General features: G+C 71.4%; 17 protein-coding genes. 7 read left to right on the forward strand and 10 right to left on the reverse strand.

Features of this window, described 5'->3' with window-relative positions; genetic code table 11:
* Positions 1 to 11 precede the first annotated feature (11 nt).
* The 3 genes from NRB56_RS03690 (at position 12) to msrB (ending at position 4260) form a co-directional block, all read left to right on the forward strand.
* Positions 12 to 1613, forward strand: a complete 1602-nt coding sequence (locus NRB56_RS03690) for an alpha/beta fold hydrolase (RefSeq protein WP_153339118.1) — start codon at positions 12 to 14, stop codon at positions 1611 to 1613.
* Positions 1614 to 2443: 830 nt separating this feature from the next.
* Complete coding sequence (locus NRB56_RS03695; RefSeq protein WP_319942508.1) at positions 2444 to 3760, forward strand: glycosyltransferase family 87 protein; 1317 nt, start codon at positions 2444 to 2446, stop codon at positions 3758 to 3760.
* 56 nt (positions 3761 to 3816) lie between these two features.
* Positions 3817 to 4260 carry a peptide-methionine (R)-S-oxide reductase MsrB gene (msrB, locus tag NRB56_RS03700; RefSeq protein ID WP_153339119.1) on the forward strand — a complete coding sequence of 148 codons (444 nt, stop codon included), beginning with the start codon at positions 3817 to 3819 and terminating at the stop codon, positions 4258 to 4260.
* A gap of 78 nt (positions 4261 to 4338) precedes the next feature.
* Here the strand turns inward: msrB and hemQ are convergent, their stop codons facing one another.
* The 3 genes from hemQ to hemE all read right to left on the reverse strand — a co-directional run bounded on the left by hemQ (position 4339) and on the right by hemE (position 8698).
* A complete protein-coding gene (hemQ, locus tag NRB56_RS03705; RefSeq protein ID WP_153339120.1) occupies positions 4339 to 5034 on the reverse strand; it encodes a hydrogen peroxide-dependent heme synthase in 696 nt (231 codons plus the stop codon).
* Positions 5035 to 5410: 376 nt separating this feature from the next.
* Positions 5411 to 6763, reverse strand: coding sequence for a protoporphyrinogen oxidase (locus NRB56_RS03710; protein WP_319942509.1), 1353 nt, complete (start codon positions 6761 to 6763; stop codon positions 5411 to 5413).
* Positions 6764 to 7621: 858 nt separating this feature from the next.
* Positions 7622 to 8698, reverse strand: a complete 1077-nt coding sequence (gene hemE, locus NRB56_RS03715) for a uroporphyrinogen decarboxylase (protein WP_153339121.1) — start codon at positions 8696 to 8698, stop codon at positions 7622 to 7624.
* A 209-nt stretch (positions 8699 to 8907) separates the two neighbouring features.
* Here hemE and NRB56_RS03720 point away from each other — a divergent pair, with 209 nt between their 5' ends.
* Positions 8908 to 9459 carry a DUF3000 domain-containing protein gene (locus tag NRB56_RS03720; protein WP_227837216.1) on the forward strand — a complete coding sequence of 184 codons (552 nt, stop codon included), beginning with the start codon at positions 8908 to 8910 and terminating at the stop codon, positions 9457 to 9459.
* 22 nt (positions 9460 to 9481) lie between these two features.
* Positions 9482 to 10753, forward strand: a complete 1272-nt coding sequence (locus NRB56_RS03725) for a ribonuclease D (protein WP_153339123.1) — start codon at positions 9482 to 9484, stop codon at positions 10751 to 10753.
* Between the two features lie 43 nt (positions 10754 to 10796).
* Here the strand turns inward: NRB56_RS03725 and NRB56_RS03730 are convergent, their stop codons facing one another.
* From NRB56_RS03730 to NRB56_RS03740, 3 genes are all read right to left on the reverse strand, one after another.
* Positions 10797 to 11600: an enoyl-CoA hydratase gene (locus NRB56_RS03730; RefSeq protein ID WP_153339124.1), complete on the reverse strand. Its 804-nt coding sequence runs from the start codon at positions 11598 to 11600 to the stop codon at positions 10797 to 10799.
* A gap of 140 nt (positions 11601 to 11740) precedes the next feature.
* On the reverse strand, positions 11741 to 13630 hold the full coding sequence (gene dxs / locus NRB56_RS03735; protein ID WP_319942511.1) for a 1-deoxy-D-xylulose-5-phosphate synthase: 1890 nt from the start codon (positions 13628 to 13630) through the stop codon (positions 11741 to 11743).
* Positions 13631 to 13772: 142 nt separating this feature from the next.
* Complete coding sequence (locus NRB56_RS03740; RefSeq protein WP_194290716.1) at positions 13773 to 15245, reverse strand: class I SAM-dependent RNA methyltransferase; 1473 nt, start codon at positions 15243 to 15245, stop codon at positions 13773 to 13775.
* Positions 15246 to 15763: 518 nt separating this feature from the next.
* Between NRB56_RS03740 and NRB56_RS03745 the strand changes: the two genes are divergently transcribed.
* Both NRB56_RS03745 and NRB56_RS03750 read left to right on the forward strand, forming a co-directional pair.
* Complete coding sequence (locus NRB56_RS03745) at positions 15764 to 16432, forward strand: potassium channel family protein (RefSeq protein ID WP_319942512.1); 669 nt, start codon at positions 15764 to 15766, stop codon at positions 16430 to 16432.
* Positions 16432 to 17112 (forward strand): potassium channel family protein, encoded by a 681-nt coding sequence (locus NRB56_RS03750; RefSeq protein WP_319942513.1) that lies wholly within the window; start codon positions 16432 to 16434, stop codon positions 17110 to 17112. The genes NRB56_RS03745 and NRB56_RS03750 overlap by 1 nt, the downstream gene beginning before the upstream one ends.
* Positions 17113 to 17150: 38 nt before the next feature.
* Here NRB56_RS03750 and shbA read toward each other — a convergent pair whose 3' ends face one another.
* The 4 genes from shbA to NRB56_RS03770 all read right to left on the reverse strand — a co-directional run bounded on the left by shbA (position 17151) and on the right by NRB56_RS03770 (position 19920).
* The gene (gene shbA, locus NRB56_RS03755; RefSeq protein WP_319942514.1) at positions 17151 to 17753 is read right to left on the reverse strand and encodes an RNA polymerase sigma factor ShbA; all 603 of its coding nucleotides are present in this window, start codon (positions 17751 to 17753) and stop codon (positions 17151 to 17153) included.
* A gap of 148 nt (positions 17754 to 17901) precedes the next feature.
* Positions 17902 to 18642, reverse strand: a complete 741-nt coding sequence (locus NRB56_RS03760) for a DUF3159 domain-containing protein (protein ID WP_227837165.1) — start codon at positions 18640 to 18642, stop codon at positions 17902 to 17904.
* Positions 18643 to 18645: 3 nt separating this feature from the next.
* Positions 18646 to 19095: an OB-fold nucleic acid binding domain-containing protein gene (locus NRB56_RS03765; RefSeq protein ID WP_227837167.1), complete on the reverse strand. Its 450-nt coding sequence runs from the start codon at positions 19093 to 19095 to the stop codon at positions 18646 to 18648.
* Positions 19096 to 19209: 114 nt separating this feature from the next.
* The gene (locus NRB56_RS03770; protein WP_153339125.1) at positions 19210 to 19920 is read right to left on the reverse strand and encodes an alpha/beta fold hydrolase; all 711 of its coding nucleotides are present in this window, start codon (positions 19918 to 19920) and stop codon (positions 19210 to 19212) included.
* Positions 19921 to 19966 lie beyond the last annotated feature (46 nt).

A 19966-nucleotide genomic window follows, 5' to 3' on the forward strand; every position in this document is an offset into this window, starting at 1 on the left:
GGCTGTAGCGCATGCGTGGGACACGACGGCGGAGCCGTGATCTGATACCACGGCGGCGCCGGGCGCTGGGGTTGTCGCTGCTGCTGGCGACCGGGTTGCTCGCCACCGCTTGCGGCGCGGGGCCCTCGCTGCGTCCGGGCGTCGCGGTCGAGCATCCGCACTCCGGCGGCGTGCCCGCCACCACCGCCCCGGCCGCACCCGCCGTGCCTGCCCCGCAGGTGCCGAAACACGATCTGGCCTGGCACGACTGCGCTACAACGACATTCGATCAGCTCGGGCTCGGCGCCGCCCCGGCCGGGGTGATCTTCGAATGCTCCGAGTACGCGACGCCGATCGACTCCGGCGGTGCGATCATGGGCACCTTCCGCACGGCCGTCGCCCGCGCTCGGGTCCAGCAGACCCCGGCGGGCGCCGCGCCGCTGGTCCTCACCTCCGGCAGCGACCGCTCCGCCGTCGCCACCCTCGCCGGTCTGGTCGCCGGGCCCGCTCCCGCCGCCCTGGCCGCGCACCCCATCGTCGCGGTCGATCGCCGCGGTCTCGGCGGCTCGCAGCCGATCGACTGCCTGCCCGCCGACATCCGGCACCGGATCGCGGACGCGGGCCAGTTCGTGCCCGGCGGCGCCGATCCGGTCGACGCGATGGCCAAGCTCAGCCAGGACGCCACCATCGCCTGCCAGGACTTCCTGCAGCCCTATCAGAGCACCTTCGACGCCGCCCACGCCGCCGACGACATCGACGCCCTGCGCAAGCAGTGGCAGATCGACAAGATCGCGCTCCTGGGCACCGGCAACGGCGCCCGGGTCGCCCTCGCCTATGCCACGAAGTACGGGCCCCACCTGGCCCGTCTGGTCCTCGATTCGCCCGAGGCGGTCAACACCGACGCCGCTACCCGCACCGAACAGCGTCTGAAGGGCGCCGAGGCCGCGCTCACGGCCTTCGCCCAGCGTTGTGTCGCGGTGAACTGTGCCCTGGGACCCGATCCGCGCGCCGCGATCACCGATCTGGTCGGCAAGGCCACCGCAGGCCAACTGGGCGACCTGTCCGCGGGAGCCCTGCTCACCACGATCTCGGGCTTCCTCGGCGACCCGCGCGCCGACCAGACCGCACACGTCACCGACCTCGCCGACGCGCTCGCCTCCGCCGGTCGCGGCGACCGCGGACCCCTGACCCAGCTCACCGCCCGCGAAACGGCGGCCGTCGCCTCGGACGGCCAATTCGTCACCCGATGCAGCGACAGTCAGCAGCCGGCCACCCCCGCCCGCGCCAAGGATCTCGAAAACACGTGGGGCACACAGTATCCGGTCTTCGGCCGAGTGGCCGCGGCCCGCCTCATGACGTGCACGGCCTGGCCCGTCCCCACCCCGCCCCCGGTCCCCGCCACCCTCGACCTGCCGGTCCTGGTCCTCGGCAACACCGCCGACCCGGTCATCGGCCCCGACGCCCGCCCCTCGGTGACCGGCGCCCTGGGCGTGGCCGGCGCCCGCACCGCCACCGCCACCTGGGAAGGCTGGGGCCACCCGGTGTTCACCCACTCCGCCTGCATCCAGGACAACCTGACCGCCTACCTGAACGACGCCACCCTCCCCGCAGACGGCTCCGCCTGCCCCGCATAAGCGGGGTGCGCCGGCATAAGCGGGGTGCGCCGGATCTGCGGCGAGGCGCACGCAACGCGGCCGGGACGACCGCAGCCCGGCTGCGTTGCGGCCCAGGCCCGCAGGCCCCGCGGCCACCGTCGCGGGCCCGCGGGTGCGGCCCTCGGCCGCCGCCGCGGCCAGCAGCGCTGGCCGCGGGCCGCACCCGCGGGTGCGGCTCTCGGGTGCGGCCCTCGGGTGCGGCCCGCAAGCCCGCGACGGTCTCGGCCGGACACCGCCGGCCACCCAGCGGCCACCGCCGACCGCACCCGCGCCCGCTGGTGGACGGCGGTGAGGCCCGCGCAACCGACGACCGGCATGGCCCGCCCTCGAAACGCGCCGGGACCGCCATCCGGCGTGTCCCCCGCAGACCCGCGCATTCCGGCAACCGACCGCACCCTTGACAAACATCCGGCCATGCTCGGCCCTACCGACAGCCCGCCATGTTCCGATTGAAATCGTTGCGACCGAAGTCCCCGGCTCGGACCTCCACCCAGCGTGTCGTGTCGCCCGCCCCGATCCCCACAGCGGGTGTCCACCCGATCCCGACAGCGCATGTCCGTCCTATCGACAGCCGAACCCGTTCCCGGTCACCCGCAAAAAGGCGGACAACCCCGTTCGCGGCCCGTCTCGATCCTGGACTGACGGAGGGAGGGAGCGCAGCGACTGACCGGAGGAGGGAAGGATCGAGACTAGGGGGGCCGCGAACCCGCCGTAGCGAAGCGGAGGCCGGAAACACAGAACCCGCCGTAGCGAAGCGGAGGCCAAAGACCCAGTTACACAGCGGGGCGTTTCCGGTGTACGTTGCCCCAGTGTTCCTCAGTCAGCTCGAGCCGCGCACCGCGCGCACCACTTCCGAGGTTCTGAACTTCGCACTGTGGCCGTTCGCGGTTTTCACCGTGCTGCGCACAGTCCTGGTCAAGGGGACCAATTTCAACATCACCGACGATTTCGCGCCGGTGTACAAGGCTTCGCTGGCGTTCCTCAACGGGCGCGCGATCTACAACGAGAACTTCGATCTCGTCGACCCGCACTACCTGTATCCGCCGAGCGGCACGCTGATGATCGCCCCGCTGGCGTTGCTCGATCCTGAGAAGTCGAAGTGGTGCTTCGTCGCGCTCAACGCGCTCGCGCTCGTGCTGGCCTGGTACCTGTTGCTGCGGCTGTTCCGGCTCAGCATCAAGTCGGTGGCCGCGCCCCTGCTGCTGGTGCTGATGTTCTCGTCCGAAACGGTCATCAACACACTGGCTTTCGGCAATGTGAACGGCTGCCTGCTGGCCGCCGAGGTGATCTTCCTGATGCTGGTGCTGCGGCGGCGTGACCTGTGGGCCGGTGTCGCGATGGGACTCACGATCGCGGTGAAACCGACGCTGGCGCCGCTGCTGCTGATCCCGCTGCTGCGCGGGCAGTGGAAGGTGTTCATCACCGCGCTCGGCGTGCCCGCGGTCCTGATGGCCGCCGCCTGGCCGCTGATCAAGGATCCGATGGACTTCGTGCACCGGACCGTGCCGTACATCTTCGCCTCGCGCGACTATTTCAACAGCGCGATCGTCGGCAACGCCGGCTACTACGGACTGCCGGTCTGGCTGACCTGGTCGATGCGGATCGTGATGGGCGTGCTGGTGCTCATCTCGCTGTGGTTGCTGTACCGGTACTACCGCAGCGACGAGCTGTTCTTCGTCACCACAATGTCCGGGGTGTTGCTCATCGCGTCCTGGCTGCTGCCGTCGCTGGGCCAGCAGTACTACTCGATGCTGGTGTTCCCGTTCCTGATGTCGGTGGCGCTGCGCAATTCGGTGTTGCGCAACTGGCCCGCGTGGCTGGCCATCTTCGGCTTCATGACCTACGACAAGTGGCTGCTGGACCACTGGCAGAGCACCGGCCGGGCGCTCGAGTACCTGCGGGTGACGTTCGGCTGGGGTCTGCTGCTGGTCGTGGTGTTCTGTGTGCTCGGTGACCGGTACCTGGCCGCGCGCCGCGAGGGCCGTCTGGATTCCGGCATCGACCCGGCCTTCCTGCTGCCGGGCGCCGACCCGGAGGTCCCGGCCAAGGCCCCGCGCCCGGACGCGCCCGCGAACGGCGTCACGGCCCCGGAACAGGTCTCCGTCATGGAGGGCGCCCGGGCCTGACCGGGCGTCGCCCAGGTCACCTGCCGGACGGCGGCGACGCCACTAGAATCGATGCAATGAGTTCCGACTCCGACACCTCGATCCCCGCCCCGAAGATCCAGCTCACCCCGCAGGAGTGGCGGACGCGGCTCACTCCGAACGAGTACGCGGTTCTGCGGGAGGCCGGCACCGAGCGCGCCTACACCGGTGAATACACCGACACCGAGACCGAGGGCGTCTACGAATGCCGGGCCTGCGGCGCCGAATTGTTCCGCAGCACCGAGAAGTTCCATTCGCACTGTGGCTGGCCGTCGTTCTTCGATCCGGCGAAGTCCGACGCGGTGATCCTGCGAGCCGACGACACGCTGGGGATGCGCCGCGTCGAGGTGCTGTGCGCGAACTGCCACAGCCACCTCGGACACGTCTTCGAGGGCGAAGGGTACGCGACCCCGACCGACAAGCGGTACTGCATCAACTCGATCTCGCTGCGACTGCACCCCTCGGACAGCGCCGCGCACTGAGCGGACCGCCACACCGTACGACCCGCCCGCGAGCAGCGCACGCCCCGAATTACCGGGGCGTGATCCGGCTCCGGCCGCTCAGGGCAGGGCGGCGACCAGCTGCTCGACCTCGACCCGCGGCCCGGTGAAGAACGGGATCTCCTCCCGGACGTGCAACCGGGCCTCGGTGGCCCGCAGCTCGCGCATCAGGTCGACGATGCGATGCAGTTCCGGCGCCTCGAACGCGAGGATCCACTCGTAGTCGCCGAGCGCGAACGACGCGACGGTGTTCGCCCGCACATCCGGGAATTCGCGAGCCTGTTTGCCGTGGTCGGCGAGCATTTTCCGCCGATCCGCGTCCGGCAGCAGATACCACTCGTACGACCGGACGAACGGGTACACGCAGATGTAGTTGCCCGGCTCCTCACCGGCCAGGAACGCCGGGATGTGGCTCTTGTTGAACTCGGCCGGCCGATGCAGCGCGGCGTTGCTCCACACCGGGTTGCTGGCCTGCCCGAGTTCGGTGGTCCGCCGGAAGTCGGCGTACGCGGCCTGCAGTTCCTCGATCCGCTCGGCATGCCACCAGATCATGAAATCGGCATCGGCCCGCATCCCCGCGACGTCGTACAGCCCGCGCACCACCACCCCGCGCTCGGCCAGCCCGTCGAAGAACGACCGGGTCTCCTTGATCGCCGCCTCCCGATCCTCTCCCAGCACTCCCGGCTCCACCTGGAACACCGAGAACATCAGGTACCGAATGGTCGAGTTGAGAGCCTGATAATCGAGTCGCGCCATGCCCCCATCGTGCCACCCCGGCCCTCCCCCACCACCCGCACCCACCCCGCTGTCGACCGTCGAAACTCCGCGCGCCATCGGCACAGCCCACACCAGCAGCGCCCGGCCGCCACCCGTACCGCCCCGATTACCGAAAACCGTTCGACAGCAACAATGTTCAGCCCACCACCAGAACGGCCGAATCGCGGGAACACGGCCGCTGCGAGCGGGCCCGCGGAGTTGCGCGGCCGCAATGGAAAGTGCTCGGCGGCAACGATGTTCGCAGCACCGTCGCACTGCCGGAAACACGGTTCGGCACACCGGGTTCGGCGCTCGCACCGAAGACGGGCGACCGCGAGGTCGGTGCGCGATCATGGCGGCGCCCCGCGGCCGCCGGTCAGTGGCCGAGGTGGGTGCGGATACGCTCGGCGGCGGCGGTACCGGTGGCGGCGCAGGCCGGGACTCCGACCCCGTGCAGGTAGGCACCGGCCACGGCGAGGCCCGGCAGGGGCGCGACACCGGATTCGATCGCGGCGACCCGCTCGAGATGACCGGGGGCGTATTGCGGCAGCCCGTCACGCCAGCGCTGGACGATCGCCTCGACCGGGCGGATCGGGACACCGGTGACCATTTCCAGGTCGGCGGTCGCGACGGCGATCAGGGTCGAATCCGGCCACAGCAGCGGCGTTTCGTCGCCGAAGCGGCCGAAGGACGCGCGGACCAGCGCGACGTCGCGCTCCGCCAGATGCGGCCACTTCCGGCTGGACAACGTGAATGCCTTGGCGCGCAACGCTTCTCCGGTGGCGATCAGGACCCCGGAATTGTCGGGCAGCGCGGTGTCGCCGGGCAGCGCCAGCGCCACCACCGCGGACGACGACAGGTCGATATCCGTGGCCGCGCGCGCCGCCTCGGGGGCGGCGGACGACAGCAGCGCCGCGGTCACCGGAGCGGGACACGCGAGGATCACAGCCTCGAAATCCCCGATGGGATCCAGCCGCCAGCCCCCCTCGATCCGCGTCAGAGCTGTTGCCGCCGTGCCGGTTTCCAGTTTCGGGGCGGCCGCGGTGGACAGCGCGTCGAGCAGCACCCGATAGCCGTCGCGGATGCCACCGAACACCGGGACCGTCGACGGCGGTGGCAGGGCGCGAGCGACAGCGCGGGAGAGGCTGCCCGCCCCCGCGTCGAGCGCCATCGCCAAGGTCGGCAGTGCCGCCCGCACCCCGATGGTCCCGGCCAGGCCCGCGTACACGCCGCCGAGCAGCGGGTCGACGCTGCGCCGCACCACCTGCTCCCCGTACCGCTCGCCGACCAACTCGGCCACCGGCATATCCGTGCCGGGTTCCCAGCGCAGCGGCCGATTCGGTTCGTCGGCGATCCGCGCCACGGTCTCCGCGTCCACGAGACCCGCGACGGCGTCCGCATCCGCCGGAATACCCATCAGGGTCCGCTCCGGCATCGGGTGCGCCGACCCACCGGCCCAGATCAGCGGCCGCTTCCCGGCCGGATGCACCAGTTGGTCCGCGAGCCCCAATTCCTCGAGCAGCGCCGGGATTTCCGGCCGCCGCCCCACGAACGCCTCCGCCCCGAGGTCCATCGGCCCGCCCGCGAGCTCACCGGTGAACAGCGTCCCGCCGATGCGCTCACGCGGATCCACCAGCACCAGTTCGAGATCCGGCCCGAGCGCGGCCCGCAGCCGATACCCGGCCACCAAACCACTGATACCGCCGCCGACCACCGCAACCCGCACCACGGGCACACCTCCGTCCGACCGGACCACCTCCGGCGAACCTACCCCGCACCGAGACCCGCCCACTCCGCGGCCTCCCCCGGCGCCATCGCCCTCCGGCCCGCCGCACGACAATCCGCGACCGGCGGGGCCCACTCCTGCCCCACCGTGACGGTCGGGGCCCACTCCTGCCCCCACCGTGACGGAGGTGATCGGCACAGCCACTGGCTGAAGTGTCCGACGCGCACCACCCGCGCCAACGGTCCACGACTGCCGCAGCCGCGCCTCTCCGCTGAGTCGGCACCGGGCCACCGAGCCGCCCGACTGTCTATGGCAGAGGATCCGAGCAAGGGCCACCGAGCCGCCGCACCCCGGCAACCGGCCCGGACAGTCACACACTTTGCCCTGCGCTCGGCCCGGACAGTCGCACTCCCTGCCCTGCGCTCGATCCGGTGGTGCCCGGCGCCTGAGTTGACAACGGCGCGGGGATGGAGGTGATCAGCACGGCCGCTGGCCGGAAGCGCTCGGCACGCACCGCCCTGGCGGGCTGCTCCACGACGGTCGCGGCCGCACCTCCCGGGGGGAGACGCGCACCGAGCACCCCCGCGCTGCTCCAGGCTGCGCATGGCGGAGCAACCCGCGCACACGTCAGCAATCAGCCGCACCCCGCACACCCGGACGCTCGAGCTCCCCGCGCCCAGCGCCGAGCAGCCGCGCACACGTCAGCAATCAGCCGCACCCCGCACATCCGGACGCTCGAGCTCCCTGCCCCGCGCCCAGTGCCGAGCAGCCGCGCACCTCAGCCAACGCCGCACCCGGCGACCGGCCCGGACGCTCACCTCCCAGCGCTGCGGCCGGTCCGGAGCCGCGCGGCACTCGGGTTCACAACGGGGTCGGCAGGCTGTGGATCAGTTCGACGGTGGCGGTGAGGACGCCGGGGTCGGTGTCGGGGACGACGCCGTGGCCGAGGTTGAAGATGTGGCCGGTGGCGCCGAGGGTGATCGCCTCGTCGGCCTCGCGGGCGATGCGCCGGACCTCGCGGTCGATCACGTCGGGGCCCGCGAACAGGACGGCGGGATCCAGGTTGCCCTGCAGCGCTTTTCCGGGGCCGACGCGGCGCACCGCGGCCGTCAGCGGCACCCGCCAGTCGACGCCGACCACGTCGGCGCCCGCCTCGGCCATCGCGCCCAGCAGTTCGCCGGTGCCGACACCGAAGTGGATGCGCGGCACGCCGGCGTCGGCGATCTCCGCGAAAACCCGTTCCGAATGCGGCAGCACGAATTCCCGATACTGGGCCAGCGACAGCGCGCCCGCCCAGGAATCGAACAGCTGCACGGCGTCGACCCCGGCCGAGAGTTGCGCGCGCAGGAATTCCACGGTGATGTCGGTGAGCACACCGAGCAGTTCGTGCCACGATTCCGGATCGCCGAGCATCATCGCCTTGGTGCGCTCGTGGTGGCGGCTCGGGCCGCCCTCCACCAGGTAGGAGGCGAGGGTGAACGGGGCGCCCGCGAAACCGATCAGGGGGGTCTCCCCCAGGGCGTCCAGCAGCAGCCGCACCCCGTCGACGATCGCGCCGACCTCCTCGCGCCGCAGCCGCGGCAGCGCGCGCACATCGGCGCGGCCGCGCACCGGATTCGCCACCACCGGGCCGACGCCCGACACGATGTCGAGGTCGATGCCCGCAGCCTTCAGCGGAACCACGATGTCGGAGAACAGGATCGCCGCGTCGACGCGATGCCGCCGGACCGGCTGCATCGTGATCTCGCAGAGGAGTTCCGGGTCGAAGCAGGACGCCAGCATCCCCACCCCGGCCCGCACCTCCCGGTACTCCGGCAGCGACCGCCCGGCCTGCCGCATGAACCAGACGGGACGCCGGCTCGGTACACCGCCGGTGGCGGCGACGAGCAGGGGCGCTTCGGACAGCCGACGGCGAGTTGAAGTGCTCACGGGGATCATTCTGCCGGTGGCGTTCCCGTACCGAAATCGCGGGCCTCGGCTTGCTTCCCGGCACAATGAAAAATTTGAATTCCAGCGCGCCTACCCTCGGCGGCGAGGGTTCGGGATTACGGTTCACATTCGTGACACCGCTCGACTTCCGCGACGGCGCCGCACCGACCCCGGGACCTGTCGGCGAACCCGCCCAGTTTCGCGCCGCGGTCGAGGCGATGGGCACCGCATCAGTGCATCCCCGGATCGAGCTCGCCCCGATCCGGCCGCCGCAACGGCTGGCCCCCTTTTCGTACGCCATCGGCGCCGAGGTCAAACACCCCGAGGCCAACGTGGTGCCGGTCGATTCGGAGGGGGACGCCTTCGGCCGGTTGATCCTGCTCCACGACCCGGACGGCCAGGAGGCGTGGCACGGCGTGTTCCGGCTGGTCGCCTATATCCAGGCCGATATCGACGCGGCTCTGGCCGGGGATCCGCTGCTGCCCGAGGTGGCGTGGAGCTGGCTGGAGGACGCCCTGGAATCGCGGGGTGAACCGTTCACGGCGTTGGGTGGCACGGTCACTTCCACCAGTTCGGTCCGCTACGGCGACATCGCCGGACCACCACACGCGTACCAGCTGGAACTACGCGCGTCCTGGACGGTCGGCACCACCCGGCTCGGACCGCACGTCGAAGCATTCTGCGAAGTTCTGGCCTCGACAGCCGGATTACCGCCTGCCGGAATCACGGATTTGCGGCCGCGTCCCCGGATTGCCGACGACCAGTTCTGACCGACACGTAAAGTTCTGGGCTATGCCGGTAGCCGACGAGTCCGAACAATCGGCAGCGATTCCGCTGCTCGCGCCTGCCGACGGCGTGCCCCCGGTGCTCGCCACCGCCGACGATATCGCCCACGCCGCGACACGCCTGGCCGCGGGTACCGGGTCGCTGGCCGTCGACGCCGAGCGCGCCTCCGGTTTCCGATATTCGAATCGCGCCTATCTGATCCAGTTGCGCCGCAACGGTTCCGGCACCATTCTGATCGACCCGATTCCGCTCGGCCCGGATCCGGCAGCCGCGCTCGCCCCGCTGGCGGCGGCGATCAACGGCCTGGAATGGGTGTTGCACTCCGCGGACCAGGATCTGCCCGGCCTCGCCGAACTCGGGCTGCGGCCGGAGCGGCTGTTCGACACCGAACTGGGTGGCCGGCTGGCCGGTCTGGAGCGGGTCGGCCTGGCCGCGATGGTCGAGCGACTATTGGGGCGCGAGTTACGCAAGGGCCACGGCGCCGCCGACTGGTCCACCCGCCCGCTCCCCGACGACTGGCTGAACTACGCGGCCCTCGACGTGGAACTGCTGCTGGAACTGCGCGACGAGGTCGCCGTGACCCTCGACGAACAACACAAGACCGAATGGGCGGCACAGGAATTCGAGCACGTCCGCACCCTCGATCCGTCCCCGCCGAAGGCCGACCGCTGGCGGCGCACCTCCGGCATCCACACCCTCCGCCGCGCCCGCCAGCTGGCGACGGTGCGCGAACTGTGGATCGCCCGCGACCGGCTGGCCCGGGAGCGCGACATCGCGCCGGCCCGCATCCTGCCGGATTCCGCGATCGTCGCGGCCGCGGTCGCCGATCCGAAATCCATCGGGCAGTTGCGGGCCCTGCCGGTGTTCGGCGGCCCGCGGCAGCGCCGCTACTCCCGCGAATGGCTGGGCGCGGTGGAACGCGCACGCGCCCTGCCGGATTCGGAACTGCCCCCGATGGCCCAGCCGTACGACGGCCCGCCGCCGGTGAACCGCTGGGAGCGCCGCGACCCGGCGGCCTCGGCCCGGCTCACCGCCGCCCGCGCCGCGATGGCGGCGCTCTCGCAGAACTACGCGGTGCCGGTGGAGAACCTGCTCACCCCCGACCTGCTGCGCCGGCTGTGCTGGGACGGGCTGCCGGAGTTCCGGTCCGGCGCCACCTCCCGCGATCCCGAGGGCGCGGTCGACGGTTTCCTGAAGAACGGCGGCGCCCGGCCCTGGCAGCGCGACCTCACGGTGCCGCCGCTGGCGGCCGCGCTGTTCCCCGCCGCACCGGCCTGAGCCGCCTTCGGTCGTCCGGTGCGATCGGACCGGGTACCGCGGATCAGTCCTCGAAGACCGGTGGCCGCCGGTCGCGCCGGGCCCGGATCGCCTCGTCGAAGTTCTCCGTGGTCAGTCGCACGTACAGCTGGGCCGTCCCCTCGTGTTCCATGTGGGCCTCGAAGCTGTTCGCCTCCAGCCCGCTCCACAGCATCCGCTTGGTGAGTTCGACGCCGACGCGGCTGTATCCGAGGATCCGCTCGGCCATCCCGTAGCAGGCGTCGAGCAGGTCCGCGGCGGGCACGGTCCGCGAGACCAGCCCGATCCGTTCGGCCTCGGCGGCGTCGACGTCGCGCCCGGACAGCATGATCTCGAACGCCCGCGACGCGCCGACCGCTCGCGGCAGCAGATAACTCATGCCGAGTTCGGTGGAGGTGAGGCCGTTGTTGATGCCCGCTGCCCGGAAGTAGGCGGGCTCGGCGGCGACCCGGATGTCCGCGCCGAGGCTCAGGCAGAAACCCCCGCCGATCGCGGCGCCGTTGATCGCGGCGATCACCGGCTGATGCATCCGCCGCAGCGCGCGCATCACGTCGTTGAGCAGATCCATCGACCGGCGCGCCACGGTCGTGCGGGTCAGCCCGCCGATGTTGGGCACCGCACCGGCGCCCTGGAGATCGGCGCCCGAGGAGAAACCCGGCCCGGCGCCGGTCAGCACCACCACCCGCACCTCGTTGTCCGCCGCGATCCGCTCCAGCGTCTCCCGCAGCGGGATCATCACGTCGAACGCCATGGCGTTCATCCGCTCCGGGCGATTCATGGTGACCAGCGCGACCTGCGGACGCGGCTTCTCGACCAGTACGAACGACATACGGAACTCCTCACCGGCCACGGGCCAGAACTGTAACCAGTTCTAGAAGTACTCGTATCCCGTGCCCGGCGAAGGCATTTCGCCCCGGATCACCCGACCCTCGCCTCGAGGCTCGCGGACCGCACCGGGCGGCCGACAGGTCAGGCGTCGCCGAGCCAGCCGGTGATGCGCCGCGCGATGTCGGCCGGGACCAGGCCCAGCTCGCGGTGGATCTGGGCTCGCGAGGCGTGGTCCAGGAAGTGTTGTGGCACACCGAGATCGCGGGTCGGCACGTCGAGCCCGGCGGCGCGCAGCTTGGCCGACACCGTCGACCCGATACCGCCCTGTACGCCGCTGTCCTCCACCGTGACCACCAGGCGGTAGTTCTCGGCCAGCTTCACCACGGTGTCCGAGACCGGCAGCACCCAGCGCGGATCCACCACGGTGACCGTGACGCCCTCGGCGGCAAGCAGATCCGCGACCTCCACCGCGGTGTGCGCGAACGCGCCGACCGCGACCAGCAGCACGTCGCCGCGCACGGCACGGGCCGAATCGCCCTGCGGCATCCGCAGCACGTCCACCCCGTCGATCCGCTCGACCGCCGAGATGTCCTCGGCGATCGTGCCTTTCGGGAAACGCAGCGCGGTGGGACCGTCGCCGGTGGCCAGCGCCTCGGCGAACTCCTCGCGCAGCGTGGCGGCGTCGCGCGGGGCGGCGACCCGGATCCCGGGCACGATACCCAGCACCGACAGGTCCCACATGCCGTTGTGGCTGGCGCCGTCCTCGCCGGTGACACCGGCGCGGTCGAGCACCAGCGTGACCGGCAGTTGCAGCAGCGCCACATCCATCAGCAGCTGATCGAAGGCGCGGTTGAGGAAGGTCGAGTAGATCGCGACGACCGGATGCATCCCGCCGAGCGCGAGCCCGGCCGCCGAGGTCATCGCGTGCTGTTCGGCGATGCCGACGTCGAACATCCGCTCCGGGAAGCGTTTCCCGAACGGGGTCAGCCCGGTCGGACCCGGCATGGCCGCGGTGATGGCGACGATGTCGTCGCGCTGTTCGGCCTGCCGGATCAGCTCCTCGGAGAACACCGACGTCCAGCCGACGGTCTTCCCGGCGGTCGGCTTGCCCGTGACCGGGTCGATCGCGCCGATCGAGTGCATCTGGTCGGCCTCGTGGTCCTCGGCGTGCCGGTAGCCGCGGCCCTTCTGGGTGACGGTGTGCACGATCACCGGGCCGCCGAAATCCTTCGCCCGCCGCAGCGCCGCCTCCAGCGCCACCAGATCGTGCCCGTCCACCGGGCCGACGTACTTCAGGCCCAGATCGGAGAACAGCTCCTGCGGCGCGACCGCGTCCTTGATACCCGTCTTGAGCGCGTGCAGCATCGAGTACGCCGAACCGCCGACGCCCGGAATGCCCTGCACGAACCGCTTCGTCGCGTCCAGCGCCTGCTCGTAGCCGGGCTGCATGCGCAGGGCGGTGAGCCGATCGGCCAGCCCGCCGATGGTCGGCGAATAGGACCGGCCGTTGTCGTTCACCACGATGATCACCGACCGGTCCGGCCCGGCGGCGATGTTGTTCAACGCCTCCCAGCACATGCCGCCGGTGAGCGCGCCGTCACCGACGACCGCGACCACGTGCCGGCGCTGCTTCGTCAGCGCGAACGCCTTGGCCAGACCGTCGGCGTAGGACAGCGCCGCCGAGGCGTGCGAGGACTCCACCCAGTCGTGCGGGCTCTCGGAGCGGCACGGATATCCCGACAGACCACCGTCTCTGCGCAGGGTGTCGAAACCGTCCTTGCGCCCGGTGAGGATCTTGTGCACGTACGACTGGTGCCCGGTGTCGAAGATCAGCGGATCGGCCGGGGAGTCGAAGATCCGGTGCAGGGCGATGGTCAACTCCACCACACCGAGGTTCGGGCCCAGGTGCCCGCCGGTAACTGCCACCTTGCGGACCAGGAACTCGCGGATCTCCTCGGCCAGTACACCCAGTTCCGGCACGGTCAGCCGACGCAGGTCCTCGGGCGTCTCGACCCGGGAAAGGAATCCCACCGCTCTCGCTCCCTCTGATGCTCGTCGATCTCGAACAGTCTACGGAGGTGTACCGGGTGCCGATCACGGGAGCGATCGTCACCTGCGCCGTCGCCGCACCGGTGTGAGGTGGAACATAGACCGGGCTCTCGGATTCCCCAGACTACCGCGCACCCGAGCGGCCCGAAGCCGGTTCCAGCAGGGCGAGACACTCCACATGGTGTGTCGCGGGAAACGCGTCGAACGCGCGCATCCGCGCCGGTCGGTAACCGGCTTCCCGGTACAGCCCGACATCCCGTGCGAAGGCCGCCGGATCGCATCCCACGTGCACGATGCGCGCGGGTCCGGCCGCCGCCAGCGCGGCGATCACGTCCTTCCCCGCGCCCGTGCGCGGCGGATCCAGGACCACCACCTCCGGTGCGGCGCCGCCGTATTCGGCCACCCACCGCTCCACCCGGGCCGTGATCGGCTCGATCCAGGGCAGATCGCGCAGCGCCGCCACACCGTCGGCCACCGCCGGCCGGGACGACTCCACCGCCGCCACCGCCCCCGACGGACCGACCTGTTCGGCCAGCCGCGCCGCGAACACCCCCGCGCCGGCGTAGAGATCCCATGCCACCGCGCCGTCGCCTGCGTCCGACCAGTCGGCGATCACATCCGAATAACACAGTGCCGCAGCGCGATGCGGCTGCCAGAACCCGGTCGCCGCGACCTCCCAGCGGCGCCCGGCCACATACTGCACGGCCCGGCCGGTCCCCTCGACCACGCGCTGCTCACGCGCCGAATGCACCGCCGCCCGCCGAGCGGCGGTGTGCCGCCGGTCACCCCGCTGCCCCGGCCGGCCGCGCCCGGACTCCGCGGGCGGGGCGATCTCGACGATGTGCCGGTGGCCGTCGCCGTCGACGGCGATCACGAGTTCCGCCCCCGGCGTCCAACGGCTTTCGCCGATCCCGGTCATCGCGCCCGCCACCGGCTGCGGGCAGCGCAGATCCGCGATCACATCGGTGCTGCGGTACCGATGCACCCCGGCCCGGCCCGCATCGTCCACGGCCAGCCGCACCCGTGTGCGCCAACCGATTTCGGCGGCCGTGTCGGCGGATCGGCCCGTATCCGCACCCTCTGCGAGGCCCGATCCGGTCCGCGACCGCCCGGCATCGAGGCCGTCGTCACCGCGGATGGAGCGTCCCCGCGACGCCATCGCGGCCCCTTGCGACAGCGGCGACCCCGCCCGCCGGAAGACCCGCGCCGAGGCGACGTCCGCAATGGGCTCGACCTCGATCTCCGTCTCCCAGCCGGCGAGGCGGCGCAACTGCTCCGAGACCACCGCGGCCTTCAGCGCGCGCTGGGCCGCCGGGGTGGCGAACGAGAAATCGCAGCATCCGGCGCCACCCGGCCCCGACACCGGACAGGTCGCGGGCACCCGATCCGGGGACGCTTCCAGGATCTCGACCGCCTCCGCGCGGCAGAACGAGCCACCGCGATCCTCGGTCACCTCGGCCCGGACCAGTTCCCCGGGCAGCCCGTGCCGCACGAACAGCACCCGTCCCTCGTGCCGTGCCACACAGAACCCGCCGTGCCCCGGCGGACCCAGCCGGACCTCGAAAACCCTTCCGGCCCAACTGTTCCCGCTACTCAACGTTCCCCCTGCTCGAAGCGTGCGGCACGAACCCGGAATCCCGCGCGGAATCCGGCGGGATCGACGCCCGAACGGACGTGCGAGGTGGTCGACGAGGACATTGGGCCCAGCATAGGAACCCCGCCCTCCGACCCGTCCGCCGGGCTCGCCCGAGCCGCGCGCGAACCGCCTCGGAGCCGACCCCCGACCGCGCCCCTCGCCGACTGCGACGCGCGCACCGCTCCCGGCCGCCGTGGCCGTCCTGGCGGTTCTCGCACCGGAGCCCGCGATCGCTCGCGCCCGGCGGCTTGACCGGCATACATGTTCGGATGCGTATGTCTACGTCGGTGCATTTCGAATATTCGGAAACGCCCCGCTCGAACGGCTCGGGCGACCGCGCGTGATACCCGTCACCACCGGCGATGTCCGTTTGGCCGAGATCTGGAGGGGGAAAGAGTTGGGGGGCGGGATGACGGGTACCGTTCCCCCGGACAGCAGCACAAACCGCACACCACGGTTTCGGAATTGGGGTTGGCACGGTGTACGTAGTGATCATGGGGTGCGGGCGCGTCGGGTCGTCGCTGGCCCGCGCCCTGGTCCGGGTGGGGCACGAGGTCGCCGTGATCGATCAGGACGCCGGCGCCTTCCTGCGCCTCGGCAAGAGCTTCAGCGGCAGTCAGGTGACCGGGGTCGGCTTCGATCGCGATGTGCTGCAACGGGCCGGGATCGAGCGGGCCGGCGCGTTCGCCGCGGTGTCCTCCGGCGACAACTCCAACATCATCTCCGCCCGGGTGGCCCGCGAGACCTTCGGGGTGCAGCGGGTGGTCGCCCGGATCTACGACGCCAAACGGGCCGCGGTGTACGAACGGCTCGGCATCCCGACCATCGCCACCGTGCCGTGGACCACCGACCGGTTCCTGCGGACCCTGATCGGCGACGAGAAGAGCACCAGCTGGCGCGATCCGACCGGCACGGTCTCGGTGACCGAGCTGGCCCTGCACGAGGACTGGTACGGGCGAACCGTGCACGATCTGGAGGCCGCGACCGGTGTCCGGGTCGCCTTCCTGCTCCGATTCGGGCGGGGCGCGCTGCCCACGGCCAAGACCGTGCTGCAGGCCGACGACACCGTCTACGTGGCCGCCATCTCCGGCACCGTCGGCGCGGCCGCCGCGCTGGCCGCCGCCGCTCCATCGACCGAGGACCAATAGTGAAAGTAGCGATTGCCGGGGCCGGTGCCGTCGGCCGCTCCATCGCCCAGGAACTGCTGCGCAGCGGCCACGAGGTCACGCTGCTGGAGCGCCGGCTCGACCACATCGACACCAGCTCCGCGCCGGCGGCGACCTGGCTGCACGGCGACGCCTGCGAGCTGGAACTGCTGGAGGAGACCGGGCTGCAGGACTACGAGGTGGTCATCGCCGCCACCGGCGACGACAAGGTCAACCTGGTGTTCAGCCTGCTCGCCAAGACCGAGTTCGGGATCCGCCGGGTGGTCGCCCGGGTGAACGATCCGCGCAACGAATGGCTGTTCGACGAGGGCTGGGGCGTGGACGTCGCGGTCTCGACGCCGCGGCTGCTGGCCTCGCTGGCCGAGGAGGCGGTGCAGATCGGCGATCTGGTCCGGCTGATGACGCTGCGCCAGGGCCAGGCCGATCTGGTCGAGATCACGCTGCCCGCCGACACCCCGCTGGCCGGCCGCGCGGTGCGTTCGCTGACCCTCCCCCGCGACGCCGCCCTGGTGACCATCCTGCGCGGCGGCCGGGTGATCGTGCCGCAGGCCGACGATCCGATCGAGGGCGAGGACGAACTGCTGTTCGTGGTCTCGCGCGAGGCCGAAGAGGAATTGCGAAAAGTGCTGGGCCTCGGCGATTCCGGCGACCGACCCGAATGAGCGGCCGGCGATCGGGCCCACGGTAGGGCGGCCGGATCTCAGGCGGCGGTGCGGGCCAGTTCGGCGCGCAGCTTGTTCAGCGCGCGGTGCTGCATCACCCGCACCACACCGGCGCTGGTGCCGATCGCCTCTGCGGTCTCGGCGGCGGACCAGCCCAGCACGATCCGCATCACCAGCACCTCGCGATGCGCGGGCGCCAGGATCTCCATCAGCTGCCGGGTCTCCCGGCTGCGCTCGGAGGCCAGGGCCAGCTCCTCCGGCCCGGCGGCGGTGGACGCCTCGTCCGGGAAATCCGCCACCGCGCAGTCCCGGTGCGAGTGAGCCCGGCGGAAGGCGTCGGCGATCTTGTTGGCGGAGATGCCGTACACGAAGGCCAGGAACGACTTTCCCTGATCGCGGTAGCGCGGCAGCGCCTGGACCGTCGCCATCAGGATCTCCTGCGCGACGTCGTCCACGGTCAGGTAGGCGTTGCCGCCGGAGCCCAGCCGGGCCGCGCAGTAGCGCCGCACCAGCGGGTGGACGATCCGGATCACCTCGGTGACCGCGCGCTGGTCGCCGTTCGCGGCGGGTCCGATCAGGCGGTCCAGTTCGGCGGCAATGATGCGGCTCTGCGAAACGCCCGCTTTGTTCTCGGTGGCCACTGGTGGTCCTCTCCCCGATCGTTCGATGACATAAACGATCGTCCGATGAACCGGACCGCCGAAATAGGTACCCCAGGGGTGGGTTCACCCCCACCTGGATGGGACTTCACCACCCCCGGGCGGTGGGTCGAGAACGAAGAGGAGCAGCTCAGGCGCTGTGCCGGGCGGGCTGATGATCCGCCCGCCGGACCGCCCACACGGTGACCAGCAGGGCCAGCGCGGTCAGCGGCCAGCCCATCGCGATGCGGGTGACCGCGAGCAGGCCCGTGCTGTCCGTGTCGTAGAAATGCGACTGGACCAGGTACCGGGCGCCGAACACCAGCACCCACACCACCGTCGCGATGTCGTAGAGACGCACCACCCGGCGATCGGAGCGCCACCCGGTGCCGTGCCCGTTCAGCACGCCCCAGATGACCCCCGCCAGCGGCCAGCGAACCAGCAGCGACAGCAGGAACGCCCCCGCGTACACCAGGCTGGCGTAGATGCCGAAGAGGAAGAACCCCTTCGCCGCGCCCGTCCGATACGCGATCAGCGCGCAGATCCCCACACCGAGGAAGCCGGAGATGGCCGGCTGCACCGGACTGCGCCGGATCAGTCGCCACACCAGGATCGCGGCCGCGACACCCAGCGCCGACCAGATCGCCGTCGTGAGCCCCCACAGCGTGTTGGCGGGCACGAAGACCACCACCGGCAGCGTGGAGTACACCAGACCGCTGATCCCGCCGAGCTGCTCGAGCAAGGACTGCTCGGCCTCCTCCTCGCGCTCCTCGGCGAGCGCCGTCTCGGCGGCGCGCTCGGTCTCGGGCGAGACCACCGGGAGTACGGCGGTACGGTCGGGATCGGCGAGTTCGGAGTATTCGGCGAACTCGTCGTTACTGGGTATCGGCATGCGTCAGGAATTCCCGCGTAGTTCGTAGTAGGGGTTGTACATCACCTTGGCGCCATCGCGGTCGCCGATGCGGCCGCGGACCAGGATACGTCGGCCCGACTCGATTCCGGGGATGCGGCGACGGCCGATCCACACCAGGGTGATCGCGTCGGTTCCGTCGAAGAATTCCGCCTCCAACGGCGCGGCGACCGATTGCGGGCAGGACTGCACACTGCGCAGTCGGCCCACCATGGTGACCTCCTCGCCGCGGCGGCATTCGGCGGCGCGACACGCCCCCGTTTCCTGCGCGGCCTGCTCGACCAGCTCATCGGCGTCGAGTTCGCCCAGATCGGCCGTGAGTCGCCGGCCGAGGCGACGGAAATACCCGCTGTCCGGCCCGGCCTTGAGCCCGGCGCCGGAACGCGTCTGTCCCGCGGACTCGGAGTCCGCGTTTCTTCCGCCCGTGAACGGCATGTCGCAACACTTCCTGGACTGCGGACGGCGTGGGTTCGCACGCCGTCGGGGTCTTACCGGAACGACCGGCTGGTGGCCGTATACCGCCACTGTAGATGCCGCTCGCCGGTGCGGCTACGCGGAGGCCCTTTTGCGCTTTCCGGCCTCCTCCACCTGCGGATACCCACTTCCCGACCGGCTGAATCCCCGTTCTCCGAGCACGCTCGGGTCGCTGCCGAGTTCCGCGAGCGTGATGCGGTGCACGACGCAGTCCGGGATGCGGGCGGCCCAGTCGCCGGCGACGGTGTGCGGATGCACCGGATCGTCGACGGCGGTCACGACGGTTGCCGGTACCCGCAGCGCCGCAAGGGTTTCCGGGCTCGGCCAGGCATAGCCCGCGACCTCCTCCAGCGCGGCGGGCAGATCGGGCCACAAGGCGGTCCAGGATTGCGTGAGCGCCTCGGCCAGCCAGGCCGGACTGCCCGCGCGCATCCGGGCGAGCACCGGATCGAGCCCCTCGGCCCGCAGCGCCGCGGCGGTGACGGCGGCGCTCAGCGTGGCCGGGCACCCGGCGGTGTCGGCGCCGGTCCAGGCCGGCAGGGCCGCGATCACCCCGACCGCCGTGTCCGGGTTGTCGATCACCCACTCGACGGCGACCGCCGCGCCCAGCGAGATCCCGGCGGCCAGCACCGGCCCGGTCCGGGCCGCGGCGTCGAGGGCGGCGCGATAGCTCGCCACCACCGCGCGGGGATCGGGTTCGACGGCGACGAACGCCACGCCCCGGGCCGCGCAGGCCGGGCCGAAGGCGCGCCGGGCGAAATCGGCGTCGGATCCGGTGCCGGGCATGCCGACGACCGTGAACGACCCGCCCGGGAGCGCGCTCCACACCGGG

Origin of the sequence: Nocardia aurantia (assembly GCF_009604425.1) — a bacterium.
Classification (GTDB): Bacteria; Actinomycetota; Actinomycetes; order Mycobacteriales; family Mycobacteriaceae; genus Nocardia; species Nocardia aurantia.